Origin of the sequence: Aquabacterium sp., assembly GCF_004297345.1 — a bacterium.
Taxonomy (GTDB): Bacteria; Pseudomonadota; Gammaproteobacteria; order Burkholderiales; family Burkholderiaceae_C; genus Aquabacterium.
In genome coordinates this window covers 1-16,090 of record NZ_SCTN01000299.1, presented here as the reverse complement: position 1 = coordinate 16,090, position 16,090 = coordinate 1, and the positions used below count along the sequence as shown (strand labels likewise).

The 16,090-nt window shown below is 61.0% G+C and carries 16 protein-coding genes; 12 read left to right on the top strand and 4 right to left on the bottom strand.

The annotated features are described in order from the left end of the window. The first annotated feature begins 1 nt into the window (after position 1). A complete protein-coding gene (locus tag EPO09_RS10650; protein ID WP_290642900.1) occupies positions 2 to 541 on the top strand; it encodes a flavin reductase family protein in 540 nt (179 codons plus the stop codon). Positions 542 to 552: 11 nt separating this feature from the next. On the opposite strand, the gene EPO09_RS10645 is transcribed toward EPO09_RS10650, so the two are convergent. Further along, positions 553 to 1,377 carry a MerR family transcriptional regulator gene (locus EPO09_RS10645; RefSeq protein WP_290642898.1) on the bottom strand — a complete coding sequence of 275 codons (825 nt, stop codon included), beginning with the start codon at positions 1,375 to 1,377 and terminating at the stop codon, positions 553 to 555. 191 nt (positions 1,378 to 1,568) lie between these two features. On the opposite strand from EPO09_RS10645, the gene EPO09_RS10640 reads away from it, so the two are divergent. Further along, on the top strand, positions 1,569 to 2,159 hold the full coding sequence (locus EPO09_RS10640) for a chalcone isomerase family protein (protein WP_290642897.1): 591 nt from the start codon (positions 1,569 to 1,571) through the stop codon (positions 2,157 to 2,159). A 39-nt stretch (positions 2,160 to 2,198) separates the two neighbouring features. Here EPO09_RS10640 and ubiE read toward each other — a convergent pair whose 3' ends face one another. The 3 genes from ubiE to EPO09_RS10625 are packed head-to-tail and all read right to left on the bottom strand — an operon-like array spanning position 2,199 to position 5,499. Further along, entirely contained in the window at positions 2,199 to 2,930 is a 732-nt protein-coding gene (gene ubiE, locus EPO09_RS10635; RefSeq protein WP_290642895.1) for a bifunctional demethylmenaquinone methyltransferase/2-methoxy-6-polyprenyl-1,4-benzoquinol methylase UbiE, read from the bottom strand. Positions 2,931 to 2,941: 11 nt separating this feature from the next. Beyond that, positions 2,942 to 4,240, bottom strand: a complete 1,299-nt coding sequence (locus EPO09_RS10630) for an NAD(P)/FAD-dependent oxidoreductase (RefSeq protein WP_290642893.1) — start codon at positions 4,238 to 4,240, stop codon at positions 2,942 to 2,944. A gap of 23 nt (positions 4,241 to 4,263) precedes the next feature. Then, positions 4,264 to 5,499, bottom strand: coding sequence for a GGDEF domain-containing protein (locus EPO09_RS10625; RefSeq protein WP_290642891.1), 1,236 nt, complete (start codon positions 5,497 to 5,499; stop codon positions 4,264 to 4,266). Positions 5,500 to 5,663: 164 nt separating this feature from the next. On the opposite strand from EPO09_RS10625, the gene EPO09_RS10620 reads away from it, so the two are divergent. From EPO09_RS10620 to ntrC, 10 genes are all read left to right on the top strand, one after another. Continuing rightward, a complete protein-coding gene (locus EPO09_RS10620) occupies positions 5,664 to 6,482 on the top strand; it encodes a TIGR00266 family protein (RefSeq protein WP_290642889.1) in 819 nt (272 codons plus the stop codon). A gap of 172 nt (positions 6,483 to 6,654) precedes the next feature. Further along, on the top strand, positions 6,655 to 7,647 hold the full coding sequence (locus EPO09_RS10615) for a YncE family protein (protein ID WP_290642904.1): 993 nt from the start codon (positions 6,655 to 6,657) through the stop codon (positions 7,645 to 7,647). 52 nt (positions 7,648 to 7,699) lie between these two features. Beyond that, positions 7,700 to 8,467 carry a polysaccharide deacetylase family protein gene (locus EPO09_RS10610; protein ID WP_290642902.1) on the top strand — a complete coding sequence of 256 codons (768 nt, stop codon included), beginning with the start codon at positions 7,700 to 7,702 and terminating at the stop codon, positions 8,465 to 8,467. 12 nt (positions 8,468 to 8,479) lie between these two features. Next, on the top strand, positions 8,480 to 9,484 hold the full coding sequence (locus tag EPO09_RS10605; RefSeq protein WP_290642887.1) for a sterol desaturase family protein: 1,005 nt from the start codon (positions 8,480 to 8,482) through the stop codon (positions 9,482 to 9,484). 49 nt (positions 9,485 to 9,533) lie between these two features. Beyond that, positions 9,534 to 10,433 (top strand): EI24 domain-containing protein, encoded by a 900-nt coding sequence (locus EPO09_RS10600; protein WP_290642885.1) that lies wholly within the window; start codon positions 9,534 to 9,536, stop codon positions 10,431 to 10,433. Further along, positions 10,430 to 11,233 carry a molybdopterin-binding protein gene (locus tag EPO09_RS10595; protein WP_290642884.1) on the top strand — a complete coding sequence of 268 codons (804 nt, stop codon included), beginning with the start codon at positions 10,430 to 10,432 and terminating at the stop codon, positions 11,231 to 11,233. Before EPO09_RS10600 ends, EPO09_RS10595 begins: the two co-directional genes overlap by 4 nt. Before the next feature lie 291 nt (positions 11,234 to 11,524). Continuing rightward, on the top strand, positions 11,525 to 12,943 hold the full coding sequence (glnA, locus tag EPO09_RS10590) for a type I glutamate--ammonia ligase (protein WP_290642882.1): 1,419 nt from the start codon (positions 11,525 to 11,527) through the stop codon (positions 12,941 to 12,943). A 195-nt stretch (positions 12,944 to 13,138) separates the two neighbouring features. Continuing rightward, the gene (locus EPO09_RS10585) at positions 13,139 to 13,702 is read left to right on the top strand and encodes a hypothetical protein (protein ID WP_290642880.1); all 564 of its coding nucleotides are present in this window, start codon (positions 13,139 to 13,141) and stop codon (positions 13,700 to 13,702) included. Between the two features lie 33 nt (positions 13,703 to 13,735). Continuing rightward, positions 13,736 to 14,854, top strand: a complete 1,119-nt coding sequence (gene glnL / locus EPO09_RS10580; RefSeq protein WP_290642878.1) for a nitrogen regulation protein NR(II) — start codon at positions 13,736 to 13,738, stop codon at positions 14,852 to 14,854. 52 nt (positions 14,855 to 14,906) lie between these two features. Continuing rightward, on the top strand, positions 14,907 to 16,090 hold a 1,184-nt coding region (gene ntrC / locus EPO09_RS10575), incomplete at its 3' end, for a nitrogen regulation protein NR(I) (RefSeq protein WP_290642876.1).

Sequence of the window (16,090 nt, the reverse complement as noted above, 5' to 3'; positions counted from 1 at the left end):
GTTGAGCAAGGCTTATCGTTTGCTCAACCATGGTCCGACCGTGTTGGTCAGTGCCGCTCACGGCGGCCGTCGCAACGTGATGGCGGCGGCGTGGAACATGCCGCTTGATTTCAATCCGCCCAAAGTGGCCGTTGTGATCGACAAGCAGGCCTATACGCGTACCTTGATCGAGGCCTCAGGCGAATTTGTGCTGTCGGTGCCCCCGGTGGCCTTGCTCCAGCAGGTCATGGCAGCGGGCAGCCAGAGTGGCCGAGACCTGGACCAGGACAAGTTCGAGGCGTGCGGCTTGCAGGCGGCCAGCGTGTCAGCGGTCGGTGCGCCCCTCGTGGAGGGCTGTGTGGCCTGGCTGGCGTGCAAGGTCTTGCCTGAACCCGAGATGGCTGCGCGGTATGACCTGTTTCTGGCCGAGGTGGTCGCTGCCTGGGCAGATTCGTCCGCATTCAGTGACGGCCGCTGGCATATCGAGCGTGATGAGCAGCGCAGCCTGCATCACGTGGCTGGCGGCGCCTTCTTCACGACCGGCGCCATGGTGCAGGGCTGAAGAGAACTGGCTCAGCCGCGCTTCTTTTGCTGCTTCTGGATGGCGCGGTCGAACTCTTGTTGCAAGACCACAGGGAAGGCCGCACTGACCGAGCCAATCGCCAGTGGACGCAGCCGTTCGAACAAGCCCTTCATGGCGCCGACCACATTGGGGTCTGGCGCGATCTTGCTGGCGGATGCGGCCTTGTCGCCGGATGCCGGCTGTGAGCCGGTGATGGCCTTGAGCAGTTCAAGGAAGAGCTGCTCCACGTAAGCCTTGGCGATGGCCCTGGTGTGCTTGATCAGCTCGTCTTGCAGATCCAGAACGGTATCGAGGGGCACGTTCAATTCGGCCAACTGGATGCCAATGCGCTCCAGTGCAGGGCTCAGCATCTCGACTTCGTCTTCCCCCACGGGCCGATACAGGCCATTGCGGGCCAGGCGCTCTTTTTGTTCCGATGTGGCTTTGGTGTCCCAGTTGGCGGCCATCTCGTTGATGGCTTTGCGCTTGGGGGCCTCAACCGTGAAAAACGTCGTTGAGAAGAGTTCGCTGATCAGCGAATATTCACTCCAGGCGCCCTCAGGCGTTTTTTCCAGCATGCCCTTGATGGCATCCAGGCGGAATCCTTGCTGACGCAAATCGCGGATCAACTCCAGTTTTCCCTGGTGTTCGGGGTCATACAAACCCAGTCGTCCCTGTAGTCTTGGCGGAGGCATCAGGCCTGCAGTCTGGTACGCACGGATATTGCGGACGCTGACGCCGGTTCGCGCTGAGAGTTCTTCAACGGTCATCTCGCTGCCATCCGCAGAAGGACGGGCAGGGCGATGGCGGGAATTTTTGGCAGGAACGGCAGACATCGATAGTCGGATAACGGTATTGGCTAGCATGATACCGACCCTATCTTGCAGAGTTAATGTAACATCTGCAGTGTTGCGTTGACGATGAAGTCTGCGTTGCATGTCCATCCCCGCGATGTCGAACGGCGAGGGTGGTGTGGAGGGAATATCTGTTCGACCTGAATGGCTGTTTTACCGTCCCGATCCACGAGATGAACCGTTATCAGACAACTCTCGCAAGCCTGGCGCTGACGCTTTCCTACCTCTGTGCCATGCCGGCCCATGCCGCCCGCGAAGTGGCTGGCGTGCGTTTTGACGACCAGACCAATCTCGCCAGTCAAGCTCTGGTGCTCAATGGCGCGGGTGTGCGCGTCAAGATGATCATCAAGGTGTACGCCGTGGGTCTGTACGTGCCGCACAAGGAAACGGCACCTGCCGGTGTCCTCAACCAATCAGGCCCCAAGAGCGTGCGCATCGTGATGTTGCGCAACGTGTCAGCCGAGAAGCTGACGGACGCGCTGATGGAGGGCATCGTCGAGAACGTGAGCCCGGCGGATCTTCGGGCCTTGCAGCCGCGCCTGGATGAGCTGGAGGCCGCGATGCGTAACGCCGGCGAGGCCGTGAAGGGCGCGCAGATCCAGATTGATTACCTGCCCGGTATCGGCACCCGTGTGACCATGGGCGGCAAGCCTTTGGGCAAAGACATTGCGGGCGAGGATTTCTATCGCGCTTTGCTGAAGATCTGGCTGGGTGAGCACCCGTCCGATCGCAATCTCAAGGGCGATTTGCTGGGGCAGTCCTGAGCGTCGCGCTCAAACCCTGCCGCAGCGAAGGGCATCAGTTCAGCACTTGATGCCCATGTGCATGGCCACGACGCCACCGGTCATGTTGTGCACGTCCACATGGCCGAAGCCAGCGTCCTTCATCATGCCCTTGAGGGTGGCCTGATCCGGATGCATGCGGATCGACTCGGCCAGGTACTGGTAGCTGGCGGCATCGCCCGCAATGATCTGGCCCAGTTTGGGCAGGATCTTGAACGAGTACCAGTCGTAGGCCTTTTCCAGTGGCTTGGCGACCTTGGAGAACTCCAGCACCAGCAAACGGCCGCCCGGCTTGAGCACGCGGCACATTTCCTTGAGGGCCAGATCCTTGTGCGTCATGTTGCGCAGGCCAAAGGCCACGGTGACGATGTCGAATGTGCCTGTGGGGAAAGGCAGCTTTTCGGCGTCGCACAAGGTGGTCGGCAAGGCCATGCCGGCATCAAGCAAGCGATCACGCCCGGTGCTCAACATGGCTTCGTTGATATCGGTGTGCACGACCATGCCGGTGGGGCCCACGCGCTTGGCGAAGGCTTCCGACAGGTCTCCTGTGCCACCCGCGATATCGAGCACCTTGTGGCCTTCGCGCACGCCGCTGGCAGCGATCGTGTAGGCCTTCCACAGGCGATGCAAACCCATCGACATCAGATCATTCATGATGTCGTACTTGCCGGCGACGGAATCGAACACACCGCGAACGCGTTGTGCCTTTTGTTGCTCGTCAACCTGCTGAAAACCGAAGTGCGTGCTGCTCATAGGCCGGCATCTTAATCCTGTTGTGAACCTGGAAACGGTGCCAGGGCTCTGGCGCAGGCCATGGCGCTGGCCCAGGCCCATTGAAAGTTGTAGCCGCCCAGCCAGCCGGTGACGTCCACCACTTCGCCAATGAAGTGCAGACCGGGCACGATCTTGCTTTCCATCGTCTGCGAGCTGAGGTCGCGCGTATCGACGCCGCCAGCGGTGACTTCCGCCTTGGCGTAGCCCTCGGTGCCATTGGGCGTGATGGACCAGGCGTTGCCCGCCAGCCCAAGGGCATCCAGATCCTTGTCCTTGAGTTCAGCCAGCGCGGCATCAGGTTTCAAGGCCGGATTGGACAAGGCTTGTTGCGCCAGCAAGGCTTGCGCCATGCGTTGCGGCACGGTATCGCCCAGGCTCATGCTCCACTGCGTGGACAACTGTTTGCGTGAGCCGGATTTGGCCTGCTTGAGGCTGTCGGCCAGATCTCGTTGGGGCACCAGATTGAGCGTCAGAGGTTGCCCCGGTTGCCAGTAGCTGGAGATTTGCAGCACGGCAGGGCCGCTCAGGCCACGGTGGGTGAACAGCAGGTCTTCCAGGAACGACGTTGACGTCGCCTTCTTGTTTCGTTTGACGCCTTCGGCTGGCGGCGCAGGGGGCGTGCTGATATCGACTTCCAGCGAGATGCCGGCCAGCGATACGAATGGTGCCCATTGCGCTGCATGGAAGGTCAGCGGGACCAGGGCAGGGCGCAATGGCACGATGCGGTGGCCCAGCGAGGCGGCCAGCTTCTGGCCGAAGTCGGTGGCGCCGATTTTCGGGATGGACAGGCCGCCAGTGGCGATCACAACCTGGTGGGCCTGAACCAGCCCCATGTCCGTATCCAGCTCGAAGCGGGCTTGATCTGCAGCAGAGGCCGCCGCGGGCCTCACGGCATGCACAGTGCAGGGCTGCCGTCGAACCACGCCACCGGCGTCGCACTCCTTGATCAGCATGTCGATGATGTCGCCCGCGCTGCGATCGCAGAACAGTTGCCCGCGATGCTTTTCATGCCAGGCAATGCCGTGCCGCTCGATGAGGCTCAGGAAGTGCTGGGGCGTGAAGCCGGTCAAGGCCGAGCGGCTGAAGTGGGGGTTCTCGCTCAGGAAATTGGCCGGCGTGACCTCACGGTTGGTGAAGTTGCATCGACCACCGCCGGAAATACGGATTTTCTCGGCCACCTTGCTGGCGTGATCCAGCACCAACACACTCAGGCCTCTCTGGCCTGCCACCCCTGCACAAAACAAGCCGGCGGCGCCCGCGCCAATCACAACGACATCGAACTTTGACATGCGCGGATTGTCGCAGCAGTGACTCAGGCCTCGCCGACGCCCAGTGTGCGAACCGTGGTGAACACACCTTCTTCGCCTTCCTGCTCGGCTGCCACGGCGCGGCCACGCCCTTGGCGTTTGGCTTCCTGCAAAGCCTGGTCGGCCCGGTGCGTGGCATCAGGCAGGGACTCGCCGGGCTGTATCTGCACCACGCCGAAACTCAGACTCAGCGGGCGCTGTTGCAGCGATGACCGCCCTTGATCTACCTGACGCACCATGCGATCTGCCACATGCAGGGCATCGTTGATGGTGGTGTTGGGGAGCAAGGCGACGAATTCATCACCACCCAGTCGGCCCACCAGATCGCGGCTGCGCAGGATCTTGCGGGCGCTGCCGGCTACCAGTTTCAGCGCCTCATCGCCGCCAGCGTGGCCGCTTTCATCGTTGACCAGCTTGAAGTGGTCGATGTTGAAGACCATCAGGGCTGATGAGCCTGGTGGGCTCAGGCGCAGGGTTTGCGACGCCATCTCGTTGAAGTGCCGGCGATTGGGCACCTGGGTGAGCATGTCGAAGTCCGCCATGATGCGCAACTGGCGATGGGATTCGCGCAGATCCTGCTCGGTGCGTTCGTAGGTCAGCAGCAGGCACATGTAGACCGAGAACATCACCGCGGCCACCAGACCGATCAGCACGACGGGTTGTTGAATCTGGTTGGGGTCAGCCACGGGCACGCCCCAGGCGCCAAAGGCGGCGACCATACGCGGAACCTGAAAACCCGCCGCCACGATCAGGAAGAAGAGAATGGCTTTGAGGTAGGGGCTCTGGCGCCAGTCACGAACAGAGTGCACCTGCCAGGCCGTGTACATGTAGAAACAGATATTGACCAGGCTGAAGGTGGCAACGCGTGCGCCAACGTCGTTGGGGTTGTTGCGCCAGATCGTCACGTAGGCCAGAAACCCGCCCACCAGAGTAAGTAGATCAGTGTACGCAGGGGTGCGGAAGTTGCTGCGGATGTAGAACTGCCGCATGCCAGCCAGCATGGTCAATGGCCATTGCAGTGACAGCAGGACGGACAAGGGCACCATCCAGGGATGGGCATCATGCAGGAACAGCGTCAAGGCGCTGAACATATTGGCCCACTGCGCGGCCGTCCAGAACCAGTAGCCGCGGTAGGTGCGTTGAGTCACGCCCACCAACGTCATGATGCCGGCGGCCATGAACAGCACGACGCCGATGACCAGCGTCAGCGTAGGCAGGTGAAGAGGTTCGAAATGAGGCATTGCGGCTGTTAACTGCTTGGTCGCAACATGATGTCCGGAAGTCGGACAAAATCCTCCCTCATGGTACCCCTGCACAGTTCTTTGTTGTGCGTCCTATTTTCACGCATGCAACGCGGTGTGTGAATCCCGCACTGCCGGGGTGTCGATCCAAGGAGAACACAGACATGGCGATGGACGTTGTAGATTTTGAGATCAAGGGTGCTGAAATGCAGTTCGTGGAGGTCGAACTGGACCCCGGCGAGGCTGCCATCGGTGAGGCCGGCAGCATGATGTTCATGGAGGCCGGCATCGAGATGGACACGGTCTTCGGTGATGGTTCCGCGCAACAAGGTGGCATTTTTGGCAAGTTGCTGGGTGCGGGCAAACGCCTCATCACAGGCGAAAGCCTGTTTACAACGATCTACCAGAACCAGGGCAGCGGCAAGAAGCGCGTGGCGTTTGCGGCTCCCTATCCAGGCAAGATCCTGCCGATGGACCTCAAGCAGTTGGGCGGCACGCTGATCTGTCAGAAGGATGCTTTTCTGTGTGCGGCCCGTGGCGTGTCGCTGGGTATCGCATTCCAGCGCAAGCTGGGCACGGGCTTTTTCGGCGGCGAAGGTTTCATCATGCAAAAGCTCGATGGCGACGGCATGGCGTTTGTGCATGCGGGCGGCACGGTGGTGCGGCGCGAGTTGAAGGCCGGCGAGACGCTCCTGGTGGATACGGGCTGTGTGGTGGCCTACACAACCGGCGTGGATTTCGATATTCAGTATGTCGGCAAGATCAAGACGGCTTTGTTCGGTGGTGAGGGCGTGTTCCTGGCCAAGATGACCGGCCCTGGGCACGTTTGGCTGCAAAGTCTGCCGTTCTCGCGCCTGGCTTCCCGTATCTTTGCTGCTGCGCCGCAGACCGGCGGTGGCGGGCGCGAAGAAGGCAATTTGCTGAGCGGCCTGGGTGGTGCAGGCGGGCTGTTGGGCTCGGTGTTGGGCGGCGAACGCGATTGAGAAGGTCTTGCTGGATGTCTGGCGATGCATGCCGTGCGGTCTGACGACGTTCGTAGCCCGCTTACACTGGAGAGCTTGACCGAAGTTAAGTAATCCGATGAATCGCACAGACAATTCAAGCACCGTCCGATCCGCCGCTGTGGGGCGTCTGGCCGGTGCGGTGCTGGCGAGCATGCTGAGCCTGGGGCTCTGCTTGCCAGCAGCTTCCCAGACGGCGGCGCCCGCAGCCGCCGCGCCAGCCAAACCCCCGATCTTTGTCCTGAACTCCCTGGACGCGACGATCAGCGTGGTTGATGCCGTGAGCTTCAAGGAGTTGCGCCGCCTGCCCACGGGCAAGGAGCCGCATCACCTCTATCTCACGCCCGACGAAAAATCGCTCATGGTGGCCAATGCGTTGGCCGATTCCATGACCTTGGTCGATCCGAAGACGGGCCAGGTTCAGCGTGTGATGAACGGGATCGCCGATCCGTATCAGCTGCGCTTCTCGCCGGACATGAAGTGGTTCATCACTGCCGCCAACCGGCTCAATCACGTGGACATCTACCGTTCGACACCTCGCCCTGGCGGTGGTGTGGACCTGACCCTGGCCAAGCGTGTGTCCACAGGCAAGACGCCCAGCCACATCAACATCGACAGCAAGAGCACGGTCGCCTACGTGACCATGCAGGACAGCGACGAGTTGATCGCCATCGACCTGGCCACACAGGCCCCGCGCTGGAAGGTGCCGGTGGGCAAGTTGCCGGCTGACGTCTTCCTGACGCCTGATGACAAGCAGCTGATGGTCGGCCTGACTGGCGACAGCTACGTCGAGGTCTACGACATCACCGGGCCCAAGCCGGTGCTGAGCAAGCGCATCAAGACGGGTGAGGGCGCGCACGCCTTCCGTGCCTGGGGTGACAAGCGCCACGTGCTGCTGAGCAACCGCGTGGCCAACACGATCAGCAAGATCGACATGCAGACCATGTCGGTGGTGGCAACCTACCCGGCGCCAGGTGGCCCTGACTGCATGGACCTGTTGTCTGACGGCAAAACCATCCTGGTCACATCGCGCTGGGCGCGCAAGCTCACCTTCATTGACACGGTCACGCAGAAGGTGATTCGCCAGATTCCGCTGGGGCGCTCGCCTCATGGCGTGTGGACACTGGATCATGCGCCACGTAGCTGAGCCAGGTGCCAAGGGCAGGCTGCTCGCCGGCCTGTTTGGCGCATCGCTTGCCATGGGGCCGGCGTGGGCTGAGACGCCGTCAACACCGCGTTGCGACAAGCCCGTCTACCTCACGATTGACACGGGCCACATGGGCGTGGCGCCGCTGATCGTGGACACGCTCAAGCGTCATGGCGTCAAGGCGACGTTTTTCCTGGCCAATGAGCGCACGCAGGCTGTGGATGGCAAGGCAGAAGGCAGCACGCTTGATGCGCAATGGGCGCCTTGGTGGAAAACACTGGCCGAGCAAGGCCACGACTTTGGCTCTCACACCTGGGACCACCTCAGCTGGCAGGCCGATGAGGCCGGTGGTTTCCGATTCAAAGGTACGGCCGGGCCGCTGGCCGGGCAGGTGCAAACGCTGTCCGCTCAGCAGTATTGCGCGCAACTGGCCCAGCCGGCCCGTCGTTTTCAGCAGATGACCGGGCACCCCATGCGGGCCATTTTTCGCGCCCCTGGTGGCAAGACTTCACCGGCCTTGCTGGCTGCGGCAAAGGCCTGCGGCTGGCAACACGTGCCCTGGACGCCTGCGGGCTTTTTAGGCGATGAGCTTTCCAGCGATCGCTACCCGAATGCCACCTTGCTCAAGCAGGCCTTGAAGAACGTCCACCAGGGCGACATTCTCCTGATGCACCTGGGCATCTGGTCAAGGCAGGACCCTTGGGCTCCTGCCGTGCTGGAGCCGCTCATCGTCGGGCTGCAGGCCAGGGGCCTGTGTTTCGCCACCTTGCGCGAGCATCCCGCGTTTGCCTTGGCTGGCGCCGCGCCGCTCAAGCCCTGATCACATTGCATCATGATCGACGAGACGCTGATCACACCGTTGACCGATGCCTTCGGGCGCGTTCAGCAATCGCTGTTCGAAAACGCCGTGCAACCCGCCATGTTTGCCCTGGGCATGGGTAATTTGCTGGAAGACGCCTACGCGGCCACAGGCTGGCTGCTGGTCGGCTTGATTCAGCTGGCGTTGATGTTGTGCCTGATCGCACCCCTGCAGCGGTGGCGGCCTGTCGAGTATTTTGGCTTTGACAAAGGGGTGAGGGCGGACGTGATCTACACGCTCCTGCATCGCCTGGGCATCTTCCGCGTTGCGATGTTTTTTTCGATTGATCCCTTGCTGGATACCTTGTTCGGGCAGGCACGCGTACATGGCGTTGATGGGATCCAGCTCGATGCACTCATCGCAAGCTGGTCGCCGGGCCTGACGGACACAGCTTGGGCCAGCTTCGCGCTTTATCTGGTGGTGTTCGATCTGGTGGACTACTGGATTCACCGCGGGCAGCATCGGGTCAACGGTTGGTGGGCCCTGCACGCCGTGCACCACAGCCAGCGCCACATGACCATGTGGAGTGATAACCGCAACCACCTGCTCGATGACATCATCCGCGACCTGATCATCGCGTTCACGGCGCGGGCCATTGGTGTGCCGCCTGGGCAGTTTGTAGCGGTGGTGGCCGTCACCCAACTGATTGAAAATCTTTCGCATGCCAACGCCAGGCTGAACTTTGGCTGGCTGGGCGAGCGCTTGCTCGTGGGGCCGAGATTCCACCGCCTGCATCATTCGATTGGCCTGGGCCACGAGGGTGACAAACCGGGCTCCTTGGGTGGCTGTAATTTCGCGGTGCTGTTTCCTGTCTGGGACGTGTTGTTCGGCACAGCCCGCTTCGATGGCCGTTTTGAGCCGACCGGCATCCGCGATCAATTGCCCGGCCATGGGCCTATGCAAACCGGGCGCGATTATGGCGAGGGCTTCTGGGCTCAGCAATGGCTGGGGCTTAAGCGCTTGATCGGGCAAGCCTGATTGGCGCGAGGGCCGTGCAACTGCCCTGAGCTTGGTTATGCTGCCTGACATGCCGCAACCCCGATCCCTTGCCGAGATGCCCTTGGGCGCCTCCATCTCTTCCACGACCTTGATGGTCGATGCCGCCTGGAGAGCGCTGGCTTATTGCCTGCATCCCCGCGTGATTTACCTGTCCCTTCTGCCCTTGCTCCTGGCTGCCGTCGGCCTGGGGCTACTGAGCTGGTTTGGATGGGAGCCCGGTGTCGCGGCCGTGCGCCAAGCGCTAGACAGTTGGGGAATCAGCCACGCGGTGCTGACCTGGCTCGACCGCGCTGGCCTGGGCTTCCTGCGAACGGCCGCCGCGCCCTTCTTGCTGGTGCTCATGATCGTGCCGCTGGTGATCGTGCTGTGCCTGCTGCTCGTGGCTGGTTTGATGACGCCTTCTCTGGTCAAGCTCGTGCGTCAGAGGCGCTTTCCTCAACTGCTGGACCGTGAGGCCACGCCCTGGTGGAGGTCTCTGCTGTGGTCTGCCGGTGCGTCGCTGACAGCCTTGGCGCTGTTTGTCGTTAGCCTGCCCTTGTGGCTGATCCCGATCTTTGCGGTGCTCGTGCCTCCGGTGATCTGGGGTTGGCTGACCTACCGCGTCATGGCTTTCGATACCTTGGTGGACGTTGCCACACCGCAGGAACGGGATGCCTTGCTCAAGCGCCATCACACCAGCTTGCTCGGCATGGGTGTTCTGTGCGGCTACATCGGTGCAGCCCCTGCTGCACTGTGGGCCATGGGCGCACTGACCGTGATCCTGGCGCCCCTCATGCTCCTGCTCTCTGTGTGGCTCTATACCCTGGTGTTTGCGTTCTCCAGCCTGTGGTTTGCGCATTTCCTGCTTGCCGCCTTGCAGGCTCAACGCCAGCTTGCTCAAACCGTTTCTGGCGACATGGTCGATATCAACAAGGGCATTTCTTCATGATCGGACTCATCATCATTGGCGACGAAATCCTCAGCGGGCGCCGTCAGGACAAGCATTTGAGCAAGGCCATTGAACTGCTCTCAGAGCGTGGCATGGCTGTTTCCTGGGTGCGCTATGTGGGTGACGAACCTGATCGCGTCGTGGCCGACCTCCGATACGCGTTCGACAGCGGTGATGTGGTGTTCTCGTTCGGCGGCATTGGCGCCACGCCGGACGACCATACGCGTGCCTGTGCGGGCAGGGCGCTGGGCCGTGAGTTGGTGCTGCATCCACAAGCCAAAGAACTGATCCTGGCGCGCTGCCGGGAGATGGCCCAGCAAGATGGAACGCCGTTCGATCCTGACTCCGCTGACACCCAACGGCGTTTGCAGATGGGCGTGTTCCCCGTTGGCGCGGACATCATTCCCAACCCCTATAACCGGATCCCGGGTTTCTCGCTGGAGGGGCGCGTGCACTTTCTGCCGGGCTTTCCTGTCATGGCCTGGCCCATGATGGCCTGGGTGCTCGACGAGTTGCATGCTGACCTGCATGGCCAAGGGCAACTCACAGAGAAGGCCGTGGTGGTTTACGGCGCCATTGAATCCGTGCTGACCCCTTTGATGCTGGACATCGAGTCGCGTTTTGCGCCAGTCAAGGTGTTCAGCTTGCCAAGCGTGGACCATCCTGTGCACGGACGCCACATTGAATTGGGGGTCAAGGGTGACGCCAAAGCGGTGGAGACAGCCTTTGAATATCTGCTACAGGGTTTGTCCAAACTTGGTGCGCCTGTTGGCCCAATATTGGTGCGCAACGCTGTTTGAGAAGTTGATTGCACCTTATTGGTGCAATTGGCGCTGAGCATGACTGTCGCTGAGCGCGGTCCGCGTTTCACGATTTGAATCCTGCACCTTCTCGTGCATGGCGAATCGGACGGCTTGATCCGCTTCGGTGCGAGTTTGTGGGGGATTTCCCGCGCAGGAAATGCAAAAGCTTGATCTGTCACGCTCTTGAGGCACGCTTTCTGCTATTACACTTGCGCGCTGTTTCTGATCTGGAAACAGACATATTTTCTCTTCTTGCATTCACATTAAGCCTCTTGCTAGGAGCATCTGATGGCCAACAAGACCGTCGCCGACGTGATGAAGCTGGTGAAGGACAACGAAGTCAAGTTCGTTGACTTCCGCTTCACTGACACCCGTGGCAAAGAACAGCACGTGACCGTGCCTGTGTCTCATTTTGACGAAGACAAGTTCGTCTCGGGCCATGCCTTCGACGGCTCGTCCATCGCTGGCTGGAAGGGCATTGAAGCCTCCGACATGCAGTTGATGCCTGACCCTAACACGGCCAACATCGACCCCTTCTTCGAAGAGCCCACCCTGATCCTGACCTGCGACGTCATCGATCCTACCGATGGCAAGGCCTATGAGCGCGATCCTCGCTCGCTGGCCAAGCGCGCTGAAGCCTATCTGAAGTCTTCCGGTCTGGGCGACACCGCTTTCTTCGGTCCAGAACCCGAATTCTTCGTGTTCGACAGCGTCCGTTGGGGCAACGAAATGTCGGGCAGCTTCTTCAAGATCGAATCTGAAGAAGGCGCTTGGTCCACCTCGAAGGAATTCGAGCACGGCAACAGCGGCTATCGTCCTACCGTCAAGGGTGGTTACTTCCCCGTGCCTCCCGTTGACTCCTTCCAGGACATGCGCTCTGAAATGAGCCTGATTCTGGAATCGGTCGGCATCCCCGTCGAAGTGCACCACCACGAAGTGGCGAACGCTGGCCAGATGGAAATCGGCACGCGCTTCAGCACCCTGACCGAACGCGCTGACTGGCTGCAACTGCAAAAGTACGTGATCACGAACGTGGCACATGCTTACGGCAAGACGGCTACTTTCATGCCCAAGCCCATCGTTGGTGACAACGGTTCCGGCATGCACGTTCACCAGTCGATCTGGAAAGACGGCAAGAACCTGTTCGCAGGCGAAGGCTATGCTGGTCTGAGCGAATTCGCTCTGTACTACATCGGCGGCATCATCAAGCACGCTCGTGCTCTGAACGCCATCACGAACCCTGGCACCAACAGCTACAAGCGTCTGGTTCCTGGCTTCGAAGCCCCTGTGAAGCTGGCTTACTCGGCCAAGAACCGCTCGGCCTCGATCCGTATTCCTTACGTTGCGAACCCCAAGGGCCGCCGTATCGAAGCACGTTTCCCCGATCCTTCCGCCAACCCATATCTGGCCTTCTCGGCCCTGATGATGGCTGGTCTGGACGGCGTGGAAAACAAGATCCATCCGGGCGAAGCCGCTACCAAGGACCTGTACCATCTGCCTCCCGAGGAAGATGCACTGATCCCGACCGTCTGCCACAGCCTGGATCAGGCTCTGGAATACCTGGACAAGGACCGCGCGTTCCTGACCAAGGGTGGCGTGTTCACCGATGCCTACATCGACGCTTACATCGAGCTGAAGATGCAGGAAGTGACGCGTTTCCGTATGGCTACGCACCCTGTCGAATTCGACATGTACTACGCTCTGTAATCCTTCGGGATGCAAGCGGGCCCGCAAGGGCCACTCAAGAAGGGCGACGCAAGTCGCCCTTTTTTATTGCCTGATCCCGGCTCGCACGGCGTTGTGTCAGGTGAACGCCCAGGTAAACGCGCGCTTGTGCGGTTGACCGGTGCCCCTGGCTTGAGGGCATACTGCTTGCCAGATCAATGAATCATCATGACGGATATGGCTTATCACCTTCCTGTGGATCAGTCGGGTCGAGGCTCGTCCTGCTTGGCTGGCAGTTTGTCGGGGCTGGTGTCGCTTGCCTTGCTGGCCGCTTTGACTCAAACACCCGCGCGCGCCGAGGACAAGCCGGTCTACCGCTGTCCGGGTAATCTTTACACGGATGCTTTGAGCGCCAAGGAGGCCCATGACAAGGGCTGCAAGACGCTGGACGGCGCACCGATCACGGTGATCCAGTCGGTTGCACCCAAGGGCAGCGGCGCTGCCAAGCCGGCGGCGGGTGGTGGTGCTGGTGAGAAGGTTTCTCCTGATGACCAGAAGGCGCGTGATGCCGATCGCCGCAAGATCCTGGAGGCAGAACTGCGCAAGGAAGAAGAGGCCCTGGCCGGCCTGCAAAAAGAGTTCAACAATGGGCAACCTGATCGCAAGGGCGACGAGCGCAACTTCCAGAAGTACCAGGATCGCGTCAATGAGATGAAGGCAGCCATCACCCGCAAGGAAGCGGATGTGGCTGCGCTCAAGCGTGAACTGGGTAATCTGGGCAATGTGCCCGCAAGCAAGTAAACCGATCAATCAAGCCAGCAGGTAGAGGCAGTCATGGGCAGCAAAACGGGGGCGTCCGCCAAGTCCGTCAGGCGTGGGGCGCAGGAGTTGCCGCCACAACTGGAGGCTTTCGATCATCTGGCAACGATGGTGGCGGTGGTGGAGCCGGATGGGCGATGCCTGTTTGCCAATGCTGTCTTTGAAGAGGTGCTGGGCCTGTCTCGCCGCAGTGTGATGCGCGAGTCCATTTACGACTGGTTCGTCGACCCCACCTTGCTCAAGGACATCGTCACGGCCGTGGCACATAACGAGTTTGCGACCAGTCGGCTGCAAGCCGAACTCAAGCGGCATCAGCATGTGCTGGCGGGTGATCCCCTGCCGGTTCAGGTCATCGTGACCAAGATGGACATCTCATCGCATGTGTTGATCGAGCTGGTGGAAATCGAGCAGCAGACCAGGCAGGAGCGCGAAGAGCGTGCGCTGGATCAGGCTCAGGCCAACAAAGAGCTGATCCGCAACCTGGCGCATGAGATCAAGAACCCGCTGGGTGGCATCCGGGGCTCGGCGCAACTGCTCCAGATGGAGCTGGAAAACAAGTCCCTGACCGAGTACACGCAGGTCATCATCCACGAGGCTGACCGCTTGCAGGCTTTGGTCGATCGCTTGCTGGCACCGCACCGGCGTCCGCATCTGGTGGGAGACGTCAACATCCACGAAGTGTGTGAGCGGGTGCGTTCGCTCATCCTGGCGGAGTTTCCCAAGGGTTTGAAGGTCTGGCGTGACTACGACACCTCCTTGCCGGAGTTCCGTGGTGACCGCGAGCAGCTGATTCAGGCTGTGTTGAACATTGCGCACAACGCGGCGCAGGCGCTGTCCGAGCGCATTGCCGAAGGCGATGCCAAGCTGACCTTGCGTACCCGGGTGATGCGAAGGGTCACGATCAACCGTCATTTGCATCGCCTGGCATTGGTCTTGCATATTGAGGACAACGGCCCGGGCATACCGGAGGCCATCCGCGATCGCATTTTTTACCCGCTGGTGTCGGGGCGTGACGGTGGTTCCGGCCTGGGCCTGACTTTGGCGCAAACCTTCGTTCAACAGCATCAAGGCACCATCGAATGCGAAAGCGAGCCGGGACGCACGGTATTCAAAATACTGATACCACTACCGTGACGCCGGCGATCGCAACGTATCCGGTTCGGGATGCCATCCACACTAGGCCAGCATGAAACCCATCTGGATCGTTGACGACGACCAATCCATCCGCTTTGTGCTTGAAAAGGCACTGACTCGCGAGAGCCTGCCGGTCCGCGTGTTCACCAACCCACGTGATGTCCTGGCAGCACTCGATGAGGACGAGCCTCAGGTGCTGGTATCGGACATCCGCATGCCGGGTGGCTCCGGCATCGACCTGCTGTCCAAGGTCAAGGCCCGTCTGCCTGGGCTGCCCGTCATCATCATGACGGCGTATTCCGATCTGGACAGTGCCGTGTCGGCCTTCCAGGGCGGCGCATTCGAGTATCTGCCCAAACCTTTCGATCTGCCCAAGGCCGTGGAGCTGATCCGCCGCGCGGTGGACGAGAGCGTGCGCGAAGAGGTGATCGACGAGCGCGTGACGCAGATGCCTGAGATGCTGGGCCAAGCGCCGGCCATGCAGGACGTCTTTCGTGCCATTGGCCGACTGAGTCAAAGCAATGTGACGGTGATGATCACCGGCGAGTCAGGCTCGGGCAAGGAACTGGTGGCGCGCGCACTGCACAAGCACAGCCCCCGTGGCAATGGGCCTTTTGTGGCCATCAACACGGCCGCGATTCCCAAGGACTTGCTGGAGTCGGAACTGTTCGGCCATGAGCGGGGGGCCTTCACGGGTGCGCAGACCATGCGCCGGGGGCGCTTCGAGCAGGCCGATGGTGGCACCTTGTTCCTCGACGAAATCGGGGACATGCCTTTTGACCTGCAGACCCGTTTGCTGCGCGTGCTCAGCGACGGCCAGTTCTACCGCGTGGGTGGACACCATCCGCTCAAGAGCAATGTGCGCGTGATCGCGGCCACCCACCAGAACCTGGAAGACCGCGTCCGCCAGGGGGTGTTCCGCGAAGACTTGTTCCACCGCCTGAACGTGATCCGGCTGCGTCTGCCCGCCTTGCGCGAGCGCCGCGAAGACATCCCCACGCTGGCGCGCTTTTTCCTGCAAAAGAGCGCCAAGGACCTGGGTGTGGAAGCCAAGCGGATTTCCGAGCTGGCCCTGGCCCGTCTGTCTGGTTTTGATTTCCCCGGTAACGTCCGTCAGCTCGAAAACATCTGCCATTGGCTGACTGTCATGGCACCGGCTCAGGTAATCGAGACCAAGGACCTGCCGCCTGAGTTGCTGGACGAGAAGGCCTACGTCGCACCATTGGCGGTGCCGGC

Bases quoted from the DNA above. Each gene is read 5' to 3' on its own strand.
- EPO09_RS10645 (WP_290642898.1), bottom strand. From the start codon at position 1,377: ATGTCTGCCGTTCCTGCCAAAAATTCCCGCCATCGCCCTGCCCGTCCT.
- EPO09_RS10640 (WP_290642897.1), top strand. From the start codon at position 1,569: ATGAACCGTTATCAGACAACTCTCGCAAGCCTGGCGCTGACGCTTTCC.
- ubiE (WP_290642895.1), bottom strand. From the start codon at position 2,930: ATGAGCAGCACGCACTTCGGTTTTCAGCAGGTTGACGAGCAACAAAAG.
- EPO09_RS10630 (WP_290642893.1), bottom strand. From the start codon at position 4,240: ATGTCAAAGTTCGATGTCGTTGTGATTGGCGCGGGCGCCGCCGGCTTG.
- EPO09_RS10625 (WP_290642891.1), bottom strand. From the start codon at position 5,499: ATGCCTCATTTCGAACCTCTTCACCTGCCTACGCTGACGCTGGTCATC.
- EPO09_RS10620 (WP_290642889.1), top strand. From the start codon at position 5,664: ATGGCGATGGACGTTGTAGATTTTGAGATCAAGGGTGCTGAAATGCAG.
- EPO09_RS10615 (WP_290642904.1), top strand. From the start codon at position 6,655: ATGCTGAGCCTGGGGCTCTGCTTGCCAGCAGCTTCCCAGACGGCGGCG.
- EPO09_RS10610 (WP_290642902.1), top strand. From the start codon at position 7,700: ATGGGGCCGGCGTGGGCTGAGACGCCGTCAACACCGCGTTGCGACAAG.
- EPO09_RS10605 (WP_290642887.1), top strand. From the start codon at position 8,480: ATGATCGACGAGACGCTGATCACACCGTTGACCGATGCCTTCGGGCGC.
- EPO09_RS10600 (WP_290642885.1), top strand. From the start codon at position 9,534: ATGCCGCAACCCCGATCCCTTGCCGAGATGCCCTTGGGCGCCTCCATC.
- EPO09_RS10595 (WP_290642884.1), top strand. From the start codon at position 10,430: ATGATCGGACTCATCATCATTGGCGACGAAATCCTCAGCGGGCGCCGT.
- glnA (WP_290642882.1), top strand. From the start codon at position 11,525: ATGGCCAACAAGACCGTCGCCGACGTGATGAAGCTGGTGAAGGACAAC.
- EPO09_RS10585 (WP_290642880.1), top strand. From the start codon at position 13,139: ATGGCTTATCACCTTCCTGTGGATCAGTCGGGTCGAGGCTCGTCCTGC.
- glnL (WP_290642878.1), top strand. From the start codon at position 13,736: ATGGGCAGCAAAACGGGGGCGTCCGCCAAGTCCGTCAGGCGTGGGGCG.